The organism is Flavivirga rizhaonensis (assembly GCF_004791695.1).
Classification (GTDB): Bacteria; Bacteroidota; Bacteroidia; order Flavobacteriales; family Flavobacteriaceae; genus Flavivirga; species Flavivirga rizhaonensis.
The window spans coordinates 16,439-28,460 of record NZ_SRSO01000029.1 but is presented as its reverse complement, the minus strand read 5'-3'; the positions used below and the strand labels follow the sequence as shown (position 1 = coordinate 28,460).

The 12,022-nt window shown below is 31.0% G+C and carries 10 protein-coding genes and 1 other RNA gene; 5 read left to right on the top strand and 6 right to left on the bottom strand.

Annotated features, from left to right (window positions below):
* The first annotated feature begins 11 nt into the window (after nt 1-11).
* Together pheT and EM932_RS17240 are read left to right on the top strand one after the other, a co-directional pair.
* The gene (gene pheT, locus EM932_RS17245) at nt 12-2,438 is read left to right on the top strand and encodes a phenylalanine--tRNA ligase subunit beta (protein WP_135878454.1); all 2,427 of its coding nucleotides are present in this window, start codon (nt 12-14) and stop codon (nt 2,436-2,438) included.
* 57 nt (nt 2,439-2,495) lie between these two features.
* A complete protein-coding gene (locus EM932_RS17240; RefSeq protein ID WP_170179834.1) occupies nt 2,496-3,296 on the top strand; it encodes a phosphatase PAP2 family protein in 801 nt (266 codons plus the stop codon).
* Between the two features lie 165 nt (nt 3,297-3,461).
* Here the strand turns inward: EM932_RS17240 and EM932_RS17235 are convergent, their stop codons facing one another.
* Nucleotides 3,462-4,232 (bottom strand): hypothetical protein, encoded by a 771-nt coding sequence (locus tag EM932_RS17235; protein ID WP_135878452.1) that lies wholly within the window; start codon nt 4,230-4,232, stop codon nt 3,462-3,464.
* A gap of 297 nt (nt 4,233-4,529) precedes the next feature.
* Between EM932_RS17235 and EM932_RS17230 the strand changes: the two genes are divergently transcribed.
* Nucleotides 4,530-4,802: a putative signal transducing protein gene (locus EM932_RS17230; protein WP_135878451.1), complete on the top strand. Its 273-nt coding sequence runs from the start codon at nt 4,530-4,532 to the stop codon at nt 4,800-4,802.
* A 368-nt stretch (nt 4,803-5,170) separates the two neighbouring features.
* On the opposite strand, the gene EM932_RS17220 is transcribed toward EM932_RS17230, so the two are convergent.
* Together EM932_RS17220 and EM932_RS17215 are read right to left on the bottom strand one after the other, a co-directional pair.
* Nucleotides 5,171-5,473, bottom strand: a complete 303-nt coding sequence (locus EM932_RS17220; RefSeq protein WP_170179833.1) for a DUF3995 domain-containing protein — start codon at nt 5,471-5,473, stop codon at nt 5,171-5,173.
* 42 nt (nt 5,474-5,515) lie between these two features.
* Entirely contained in the window at nt 5,516-7,141 is a 1,626-nt protein-coding gene (locus tag EM932_RS17215) for an ABC-F family ATP-binding cassette domain-containing protein (protein WP_135878449.1), read from the bottom strand.
* A gap of 350 nt (nt 7,142-7,491) precedes the next feature.
* Here EM932_RS17215 and EM932_RS17210 point away from each other — a divergent pair, with 350 nt between their 5' ends.
* Nucleotides 7,492-8,844 carry a TlpA family protein disulfide reductase gene (locus EM932_RS17210; protein ID WP_135878448.1) on the top strand — a complete coding sequence of 451 codons (1,353 nt, stop codon included), beginning with the start codon at nt 7,492-7,494 and terminating at the stop codon, nt 8,842-8,844.
* A 6-nt stretch (nt 8,845-8,850) separates the two neighbouring features.
* Here the strand turns inward: EM932_RS17210 and EM932_RS17205 are convergent, their stop codons facing one another.
* The 3 genes from EM932_RS17205 to ffs form a co-directional block, all read right to left on the bottom strand.
* A complete protein-coding gene (locus EM932_RS17205) occupies nt 8,851-9,261 on the bottom strand; it encodes a hypothetical protein (RefSeq protein WP_135878447.1) in 411 nt (136 codons plus the stop codon).
* A gap of 222 nt (nt 9,262-9,483) precedes the next feature.
* A complete protein-coding gene (locus EM932_RS17200; protein WP_135878446.1) occupies nt 9,484-10,287 on the bottom strand; it encodes an SDR family oxidoreductase in 804 nt (267 codons plus the stop codon).
* A gap of 333 nt (nt 10,288-10,620) precedes the next feature.
* Nucleotides 10,621-10,719: signal recognition particle sRNA small type (gene ffs, locus EM932_RS17195), an RNA gene on the bottom strand.
* Between the two features lie 88 nt (nt 10,720-10,807).
* On the opposite strand from ffs, the gene EM932_RS17190 reads away from it, so the two are divergent.
* The gene (locus tag EM932_RS17190) at nt 10,808-11,845 is read left to right on the top strand and encodes a glutaminyl-peptide cyclotransferase (RefSeq protein WP_135878445.1); all 1,038 of its coding nucleotides are present in this window, start codon (nt 10,808-10,810) and stop codon (nt 11,843-11,845) included.
* Nucleotides 11,846-12,022: the final 177 nt, after the last annotated feature.

Sequence of the window (12,022 nt, the reverse complement as noted above, 5' to 3'; positions counted from 1 at the left end):
GTAAATTTTTTATGAAAATTTCTTACAATTGGTTAAAACAGTTTTTAAAAACTGAGTGGACACCAGAACAAACCAGTGAATTACTTACAGATTTAGGACTTGAAGTTGAAGGAGTAGAAACATATCAATCTATTAAAGGTGGCCTGGAAGGTGTTGTTGTTGGTGAAGTATTAACCTGTGTTAAACATCCTAATGCTGATAAACTAAAAATTACCACTGTAAATATAGGGGGCAATACACCTTTACAAATAGTTTGTGGCGCGCCTAATGTAGCTGCTGGACAAAAAGTACTGGTCGCTACTATTGGAACAACTCTATATACTGATGAAGATGAAGCCTGGACTATAAAAAAAGGCAAAATCCGTGGAGAAGCAAGTCACGGTATGATTTGCGCTGAGGATGAATTAGGTTTAGGAAAATCTCATGATGGTATTATGGTTTTAGATGATGCCATTAAAATAGGGACACCAGCTGCTGATATTTTTGATATTGAAAACGATCAGGTATTCGAAATTGGGTTGACTCCCAATAGAGCTGATGCTATGAGTCATTTAGGCGTTGCCCGTGATTTAAAAGCTGGTTTAGTTCAAAAAGATATTAATTTGGAGCTTATTACGCCATCAGCAAGTGCATTTCGCATAGATAATCGCACGCTTAAAATTGATATTGATGTAAAAAATAAAGATTTAGCACCTCGTTATTGTGGCGTTACCATATCTGGATTGAAAGTTAAAGAATCCCCAGAATGGTTACAGCACCGATTAAAAGCTATTGGCCTAAACCCTATAAATAATATTGTTGACGCTACTAATTATGTATTGCATGAGTTAGGGCAACCTTTGCATGCCTTTGATGCTGTGAAAATTTCTGGGAATAAAGTTGAAGTAAAAACGTTAAACAAAGGAACCAAGTTTATAACTTTAGATGGTATAGAACGTGAATTGCATGAAGATGATTTAATGATTTGTGATGCCGAAAAACCAATGTGTATTGCTGGTGTTTTTGGAGGTATCAATTCTGGTGTGACCGAAACCACCACAAGTATTTTTCTAGAAAGTGCCTATTTTAATCCAATTAGTATTCGTAAATCTGCGAAAAGGCACGGCTTAAATACAGATGCTTCTTTTAGATTTGAACGCGGTATCGATCCTAATATTACAGAATACGCATTAAAACGTGCTGCGCTATTGATCCAAGAGATAGCTGGTGGCGAAATTACCAGCGATTTGGTTGATGTGTATCCAAAAAAAATTAAAGATTTTGAGGTTAGATTAAGTTTTGAAAATGCGAAAAAACTAATTGGTGAAGAAATCCCGAAAGAGATCATCAAACGTATTTTAGCATCGTTAGACATAAAAGTAAATAATGTTACCGAAGCTGGTTTGGGTTTAACGGTTCCTGCATATAGAAATGATGTGCAACGAGAAGCCGATATCATTGAAGAAATACTGCGTGTTTATGGGTATAATAATATCAAAACGACAAAAAAGTTAAATGCTTCTATTTCTGGCATATCAAAATTTGAAGATTACAAAATACAAAATATTATAGGAGATCAATTAGTGTCACAAGGTTTCTATGAAATCCTTTCTAACTCATTAACAACTCCAAATTATACGACTTTAAGCGAACAATTAAAAGACGAACACAATATTACCATACTAAACGCCTTAAGTAATGATTTATCTGTTTTAAGACAATCCTTATTATTTTCTGGATTAGAAGCCATATCGTTTAATATCAATAGAAAACGTGCAGATTTAAAGTTTTTTGAATATGGTAAAACATATCATGGTTTTGGTGATAAAAGAGAGGAATTTAAACATTTATCACTTTTTGTAACTGGAAATCAAACATCAGAAAACTGGCATAACTCTAGTAAAAAAAGTGATTTCTTTTTAATTAAAGGCTATATTATTGCTGTATTACAGCGTTTAGGTATTTCAAGATTTAATGAAACCCCAATTAAAAATGATTTGTTTAGTGAAGGAATAGAATTTAGTCAAGGAAAAACTAAATTAGTTGACTTCGGTTTAATTAAAAAACCAATACTAAAGTACTTTGATATTTCTCAAGACGTATTATTTGCCAATTTTAATTGGGATGTTATTTTAAATTTGGTAAAGTATAACACAATTAAATTTAAGGCTATTCCTAAATACCCTGAAGTACGACGCGATTTTGCTTTATTATTAGATGATAAAGTTACTTTTGAATCTATTTATAAAATTGCAAAACAAAGTGAGAAACAATTATTGAAAAATGTTAATTTATTTGATGTTTATCAAGGTAAAAACTTACCTAAAGGGAAAAAGAGCTATGCCGTTAGTTTTACGTTACAAGATGAAAATAAGACCCTTACAGATAAGCAAATAGATAAAATAATGAATACGTTACAAACTAATTTTGAAAAGCAGCTTGGTGCAGAACTTAGATAATATATGACATTGCAAAAAAAGTGCTTTCTAATAGTTATATGCTGTGTATCTTTAAAATTGAGCGCACAGGAAATATCATTAGAAAAAACCAAAGACAGTGCTTCCATAGGTCAATTAGCTATCTATGATGCTAAACAAGCCTTTCTAGGTGTTAAACATGCCTTTACAAGACCTTTTCATTGGAAAAAGAAAGATTTTGCAACTTTAGGGACTATAGCACTTGGATCCCTTGCTCTTTCTACTATAGACGATGAAGGTAGTGCTTTCTTTATTCGCCAGGAGCCCGATGTACCAAATGTTTTTATGGAAGCTGGTACCAGGTTTGGAAGTCCACAAGTCTATTTTATTGCAAATGCTGGATTATATGGTTTTGGTTTGTTGACTAAAAATGAAAAGCTTAGAAAAACTAGTGTATTAATTATTTCCTCTTCATTTACTACCGGAGTAATACAAAGTTTGAGTAAAACTGCTTTTGGTAGGGCTCGCCCAGGAAACGGTCATAAAAGTACAGAATTTAGGTTTTGGTCAAATGAACCTGGATTTCACTCATTTCCATCTGGACATACTGTTTTATCTATCACAATGGCTCATGCTATCGCTAAACAGTTTGACAATATATGGTCTAAAGTTGGTGTTTACACATTAGGCTCGGTAGCTCCAATTTCAAGATTATTTGCTGGATCCCACTGGCTAACAGATATTGTATTAGGAGCCGTAATTAGTATTGCTGTTGTTGATTCTGTAGATAAATTTCTATTCAAAACAAAAGCTTATAACTATCCTGTAAAAGAAAAGAATCGTATTTCTTGGAAACTTCAGTTTACAGGAAATAAAATTGGCGTTATAGGACTGTTTTAAACTGTTTTTTCAATCACCTATACATAAATATTATAGTTACAACCTAAAACAAACTATAGAATACATTAAAAACAGCCTTTTGTGAGTAGAAATAAAAAAGAGGTCTAAAAAGTTAAAAAGACTAGTTAACTTTTTAGACCTCTACTAATAATTTTTACAACTATACTAAAGAAAAGTAATTAATAATTTATTTGACGCTGCATTTAGCTTTTCTTGTGCTGTCATATTATTGCCTCCTGCCCAGGTACCAATATGGCTACCTATTTCGACTCTAGTAGTAGTGCCTAAAAATCTAGCCATATAAACTTTTACTTTTACAGTATAAGTTCCTGCATTAAGAGCAATGGCATGCGAAAATGTAGAATTATTCATTAAAAGTCTAAAACTATCACCTCCTGGATTATGGATCATGGGCAGATAATTAGAAGACGTAACATCATTAGCACCATTAATTTCGAGAATAGTAAACATCTGAGCAAAACCAAAATCAGTTGACGAATTCAATTGACCTGAAAACAATGTCCAATCTATTTTAATGGTTTCATCCTCTAAAATTGTAAACGTCGCACTTAAATCTGGCACATCAAGCCATTGACGATCATTCGATGTATCAATTACCAAAGATGTATTAGACACAATAACCGTAGGTATAGTTGCATTATCTGTTTGATTTAAACACTCCCAATCTGGAGAAAATGGTGTTCCAATGTTTACAGATGTGCATTTATTGGTTATGTCATACACCATAAGTCCTGTTGCCGGACTCGGAATATTATTTTTCTGTGCATTAGTCAGTCGCGGAAGTAGCACACCTTTGTTAGTACTTTGAATGTCAAGTACTGATGAATTATTTGGTGCTACAGTACCAATACCAACTTGAGCATAAGACATAGAAATAAAGGAAAAAAGAATAAAAGTTAGAGTAGGTTTTTTCATTTTAAAATTTTAATTTAATTAGGGTAGAACAAGTATACGTAAAAACGAAATAACCTACAACTAACTGATTACAAATACGTTAAAACACAACCATTCATCTAAAACTATCTGTATTACAAACAATTAAAGAAATTTAATAAGGTGTAAATAAGAATTTTTACATGAAAAAAAATGTTAAAATTTACATCAAAAGCAAGTAAGTTCTTATTGCTAGAATTTTAACCGCGACTTTTACTTAATCTAATGGTTTTTATTTAAAATTTTGTATCTTTAAAAGACACTCTCAAACTTATAACTATGACAGATTCAAATTATATAAAAATATTTACAGGAGATTTTATAATTGTTCAACGAATTATTAGTGAATTAAAAGCAATTAATATTAATGCAGTTGTTAAAGACTCAACAGAATCTGCTCGTTTAGCAGGTTTTGGAGGAGGTATAATTCCGGGGTTTCAAGAAATTTTTGTAAATAAGGATGAACTTGATAAAGCGATACGGATCGTTGAAAACATCTTATATAATCCAATGAAATACAGCTGTTTGTCATGTCGACGGAGCGAAGCATGAGTGACGAGACATCTCATCATGATGAGATTCCTTCTTTAAAACCTTTTAAGTATATGATTATCAATTTATAATATATCGAACTGATGTTAAAAGGATTCGCTTTGATCTATCTTATTAGTTGCAATATCACACCAACTATACCTAAGAAAAGACATAAGGGCGAGTAGAATTTTGTGTCTAATTTCCCAAAAGTTGTAGTCTTAATTTTTTTAAAAAGCCAACATATTTAAATTCGCCAATGGATCTTAAAAAGAATATGACGGGTATAATCCAGCTACCATAGTCTAATACCATTTCTTGTTTGGAATTACTGTAAAATAAAATAATGATTTTTTGCTTTATACAAAAATATAAAAATAAAGCATAGCCTAAGTTACGGTTTCTTTTTCTATTGAAGTAGAAGGCGAAAAAGGGTGTTTTATTACGGTTATTTCAAATGAGAATTGGTATACTAACCGATCTGATAAATTCAAATTTATATAACCCACTTTTAATAAATAGAAAAAGGAAAAAGACATAAGCCCAAGCCCTACAACTACACTATCAAATTTTTTAAGGTTTAAAACACGCTCTCCTGTTTCTTTTGTAGGCAATGATTCAGCAAATCCAAACGTACCTCCTATACTCCAATTTAAATGGATAAGTCCTAAGACAAAGAATACGAAACTCAATATCGATGTTAAAAACTATGTACAGATATAAATTATTAATTATTAAGCGGTAACAGCATACATTTTATTACGCAATTCTTTAATTTTAGAATCTTGCATGTATTCATCAAACGTTGTATATCTATCAATAACCCCATTTGGCGTTAACTCTATAACTCTATTAGCTACTGTTTGTGCAAATTCGTGATCATGTGTAGTGAATAAAATAGTGCCCTTAAAGTTTTTAAGTGAGTTATTAAAAGCCGTTATACTCTCTAAATCTAAATGGTTTGTAGGCTCGTCTAACTGTAATACGTTAGCTCTTGTCATCATCATTCTAGATAACATACAACGTACTTTCTCTCCCCCAGATAATACAGACGATTTTTTAAATGCTTCTTCTCCACTAAAAATCATTTTTCCTAAGAAACCACGAATATTAACTTCTTCCCTTTCCTCTTCAGTTTGAGCCCATTGACGTAGCCAATCGATTAAACTTAAATCATTATTGAAAAACTCGCTGTTATCTAGCGGTAAATATGATTGTGTGGTTGTAATTCCCCAGGCAAATTTACCCGCATCTGCTTTTTCTTTATTGTTTAATATTTGATAAAATGCTGTAGTAGCTCTAGAATCTCTTGAAAACACAACAACCTTATCTCCTTTAGTAAGATTTAAATCTATATCTTTAAATAAAACCTCTCCATCAGCAGAAGCGGCTAAGCCTTCAACATTCAAAATCTGGTCTCCAGCTTCTCTATCACGTTCAAAAATAATAGCTGGATATCTACGCGATGTTGGTTTTATATCGTTAATATTTAATTTATCAATCATCTTTTTTCTACTCGTTGCTTGCTTACTTTTAGCTACGTTAGCAGAAAATCGTCTAATAAATTCTTCCAATTCTTTCTTCTTCTCCTCTGCCTTTTTATTTTGTTGTGCACGCTGACGAGCAGCTAATTGAGATGATTCATACCAAAAAGTATAGTTTCCAGAAAAGTGATTTATTTTTCCAAAATCAATATCAGAAATATGGGTACATACCGCATCTAAAAAGTGACGGTCGTGAGACACAACTATAACACAATTATCATAATTAGCTAAGAAATTTTCAAGCCACGAAATAGTTTCATAATCTAAATCATTTGTTGGCTCATCCATAATTAAAACATCTGGATTACCAAATAACGCCTGCGCTAATAAGACACGTACTTTTTGTTTACCATCCAAATCACTCATTAAAGTATAATGAAATTCTTCCTTAATACCTAAGTTAGATAACATGGCAGCCGCATCACTATCGGCATTCCAACCATTCATTTCTTCAAACTGTACTTGAAGTTCCCCTATTTTTTCAGCATTTTCATCAGAATAATCGGCATAAAGCGCATCCATTTCAGATTTAATCTTGAATAACGGTTTATTTCCCATTAAAACAGTTTCTAAAACAGTATGTTCGTCATATAGGTTATGATTCTGCTCTAGGACAGACATACGTTTTCCAGATTCTAAAGAAACATGACCTGATGTTGCTTCTTGTTTACCGGAAAGGATTTTTAAAAATGTTGATTTTCCTGAACCATTAGCACCAATAATTCCGTAACAATTACCATTATTAAAGGTTGTATTTACTTCATCAAAAAGAATACGTTTTCCAAATTGAACTGAAAGATTTGATACTGATAGCATAAGTGTTGTTTTAATTTTCTCAGATATTTTTATTTATCAATTAGGTACTTAAAAACTCACTATTTAATAAGGTTTACTCCTTGACATACCCTTTTTTAGTAAGTTTTTGCAAAAGTAGAAAATTCAAATGTCACAAAGAAACTTAGATACACTCTTTTTAAATAAAAAAATATCGTTTTTTTCAGTTATGATAATATTTAACAACGCATTAACAGCACTTTATAAATACAACACATATTTTTGTATCATAATTTGTATTAATTTAATACTGTTAGGGGGATTTTATGAAGTTATACTTTTCAATAACATTAGTGATATTGACACTTTTAGGCTGCAAGAATAAAAGTGAAATGGAAGATAATTACGCATACATAGGTGGCGAAATTATTAATCCAGCCGCTAATTATGTCGTGTTATTAAAGTCCGACACTACTATTGATACTATAAAACTTGATGATAGAAACAGGTTTTTATACAAAGTTAATGATTTAGAAGAGGGATTGTACTCATTTAGACATGGCTATGAATATCAAATGGTGCTATTAGAACCAAAAGATAGTGTTTTGTTTAGATTGAATACTTTAGATTTTGATGAATCACTTGTTTTTACAGGAAAAGGATCTAGAAAAAACAATTATCTTATCAATGAGTTTTTAGAAAACGAAGTTGAAGAAAAATATATTTTTAAGCTTTGTCAATTATCACCTACAGTCTATCAAAATCGTATAGATTCATTAAAAAACCTAAAGGTTAAAAAATTCAATACTTTCAAAAGTAAATTTGAAACTTCACCTTTATTTGAAAAAATAGCTCGTGCCAATATAGATTATGGCTATTATTCCAGTAAAGAAGTATACCCGTTTGTGCACTACGGAAATAATAAAGAGGCTATTTTAAAATCACTTCCGGAAGATTTCTATAGCTATAGAAAAGATATTAATTATAATAATGACTTATCTATTCATTATTATAAATACAATAAATTTTTAAGGTATACTTTTAGCAATATTTCTCTAAAAGAACACAATGCCCATTCTAATGGCAAACACTTCAACAGATATTCTTTATGTTATAATTTGGATAGGTTAAATCTTATTGATAGTTTAATAACAAATACTGCTATTAAAGATGAATTATTATATGAGTTGGTAATAAATTATATATCTAAAAACAAGAAGCCAGAGAATAACAATGCCATTTTGAAATCTTATTTAAGTAAAACTAAAAGCGAAAAAGGCAAAAAGGAATTAACAGAATTCACTAATTCTTTGAATAATTTAAAAACTGGTTATAATATTCCCAATATTAAACTTGTTAATTATGATAGTGTTGAAGTTGATATTAACTCAATTATAAATGCCCCCACGGTTATTAGTTTTTGGTCACATACTTATCATGAACATTTTAAAGACAGTCATAAAGAAATTAAAGAGTTACAAATAAAGTATCCCGAAGTTGTTTTTATTACTATTAATGTTGATGATTATGGACTTGAAAAACCAAAAAACTCATTACAAAATAACAAGTTTACCTGTAAAAATGAGTATACTTTTAAAAATCCAAAAGAAGCCTCTAGAACTTTAGCCATTCATCCAATGACAAAAGCTATGATAGTTGATAAAAACAGAAAAATAGTGAATGGCAATGCGAATATTTTTTCTGTAAAATTCGAGAAAGAGCTTTTAGGTTTAATAAATCGATAGGTAAAATCATCTAATAACCAAGACGTACGATTCAGAGGTATTATCGGAACATAACGGACCATTAATCCTTCCATATTCATCATAGTGCGGTGTTACTTCCAGATATACTTCAAGACGAAAACGTCCTGCTTCTTTAGAAATTCCTTTAAAGACAACTTCTCTACGTCTATTATAGAATACTTCTAAGCCTTCTGGTAACCTACCTACAACATCGAAATAATAATTATAATCATTATCATTTACTTCATTTTTAATCTCGGCAGTAATCATTTCAGAATAATACTCATCTACAAATCCTAATGCCAAGGTTTTAGTACGTAATTCTGGTCTTACATTAATAATACAATCCAATGCATCATCACAACTGCTAAAAGAAAAAAGGAACATTAAAAGAATTATAGGTAAATATTGTTTCATAGCATTAAGTTTAAAAACAATAATTATCAAATAATATGCCGAAAATATTTTTAACCCACATTACATATTAGAACTTCGAAATGAAGGTTAAAAATACAACAAAACCTAGTATTTTCTTGATTTCAACATAGCACCACCATGGTTAAATTAAAAAATACAGTAAAGCGATAGATCTTGTAGTAGTTTCAATCTTTAATAATTTTTTTAATACTTAATCACGGATTAAAGCTTATAATGATTCATTAATAATTTTTCATAAACCTTATCTGGTAATATTCGTTTTAAAACGATTGAAAATTTCTGCATAAACGCTCCTATTTTGTAATGTACTTTCGGATCGCCAGTATTTATAATCTTATAAATAGCCTGTGCCATTAGGTTTGGATGACTTCCGCTATCTACATGCTCATCCATTAAGTTTAGCGTATCTCCATATGGCTTTAAATAAGGGGATGTTTCTAGAAGCGGGGCATGATAACGACCCGCAGCAATGTTTGTAGCAAAATCACCCGGAGCAACATTGGTCATTTTTATATTAAAGTCTTTAAGTTCCATTCTAAAAGCCTCAGTTAAAAGTTCTAAAGCCCCTTTACTCGCACTATAAATACCTCGATATGGTAACCCCATATAACCTGCTATAGACGTTATATTTATAATTAACCCAGATTGCTGTTTACGCATTTGTGGCAATACAGTTTTTATAACATTAATGGGGCCAAAAAAATTAGTCTCAAAATTAGTCTTAATTTCTGCTTCTGGTATCTCTTCAATAGGTCCTGTTATACCTGCCCCGGCATTATTTATAACAACATCTAACCTACCCTCTTTTTCTATAATAGTATGAACCGTTTCCAATATGGTGGTATGCTCTTTAACATCTAATGTTAAAATAGGAAACTTACTATCTTTATACTTATCAGGGTTTCTACTAGTACCATAAACTATAAAACTTTTTTGGGTTAAGTATTCTCCAATAGATTTTCCGATTCCTGAGGAACCACCTGTGATTAAAACAACTTTAGACATTTTTTAAAATAATTGAAGTGCTAAAAATACAAATAAAAATTTCTTAAAACCAACAATCCTCAACGCAATAATACGAGGTATTTAGCTAGTTTTAGCTTAAACTCTTAGGGGGTTTTTATTTGGATTCCCGCTTTATTCATTGCTTAATATTTTATGTAAATGAATTCATGAATCTTACGATTTCGCGAAAATGACAATTTCAATGGAACCTTGAGGCAAGCCTCGGAGAATTCTTTTCGATTAAAAATAAAAGATTCCCATCTTTATAGAAATACATAAAACTAAAAAATCTTGATTCGCTAAAGCTTTCAAGATTTAAGTTTATGGTACAAAAAAAGGCAAGCTACCTACATCACACCGCTACAACCGTATACCTTTGCTTCGTTCCCGACCTGGAGGATTCAACAGGAGCTGGTTGTGTAGGACTTGCCAGGTACAAAGATACAATCTTTTAAAAATTTCACAATGATTTTTTAAACTGATTTTAAATAAATATCTTGCTTCAAATTAAAAATTAACAATGAATACATTCAAATATCTATTAATCATATTTTTAGGTGGATTAATTATTTCTTGCGGACCTAATTCCGGTAAAAATAAAAGTGCCTTTTCTATCAAAACAAATACGAATAAGGGAGATATTTCTATTAATACGACCTTATCTCTATCCTTAGAAAACAAAAAAAAGCACATTATAGATTCTGTTTCTTATACTCTGGATGGTATGAAAGTCGGAGAAACTATTCAACTAACCAATTTCAAATTAGGAAAACAAACTATTGAAGCGATTGTATATTTTAATAATAATGAAAAGGAAACAGTTACTACAACCGTTACCATATTAAATGATGTTCCTCCAAAAGTTTACAGTTATAAAATTATTAATGAATATCCGCATGATATTACTTCATACACGCAAGGGATTGAGTTTTTTAATGATACTCTTTATGAAAGCACTGGTCATTATAAAAAGTCTAAACTTAGAAAAATTGATTATAAAACGGGGAAAGTCATCAAAAACGTTGACTTAGCTGATGAATATTTTGGAGAAGGACTGACTATCTTAAATGATAAAATATATCAATTAACCTGGAGGGAAGGTACTGGTTTTGTTTATGACGTAAATTCATTTGATAAAATAAATAGTTTCAAGTATGGAAACAGCAAAGAAGGCTGGGGACTATGTAACAATGAAAACACCATTTATAAGAGTGATGGTACAGAAAAAATATGGTCTTTAAACTCTAATACGTTAGTTGAAGAATCATATATTCAAGTGTATACTAATAAAGGGAAAATTGTGGGGATCAATGAAATGGAATGGATTGATGGAAACATATACACAAACCGTTATCAAAAAGATGGTGTCGCTATCATTAATCCTAAAAATGGGGCTGTTACTGGTGTTATCGATTTTTCTCCTCTTAAAAAATTGGTCACTCAGCATGAAACCTTAGATGTTCTTAATGGTATCGCTTACAACCCAAAAAACAACACCATTTTTGTAACTGGTAAACATTGGGATAAATTATTTGAAGTAGAAGTTATTGAGAAGTAATTCACTAGTCATCATGCGAATGAAGAACGACTAAGGCATTACATAAAGCGTCCCTTCGTTTTGTCAAAAGTCACAATGTGATGTCTCCTACTGTCAACATGACCACTAAACTTAATCTACGTTCCGAGTCATTTCGAACGAATGTGAGAAATCGCATAAAAAATGACAAACAATTAA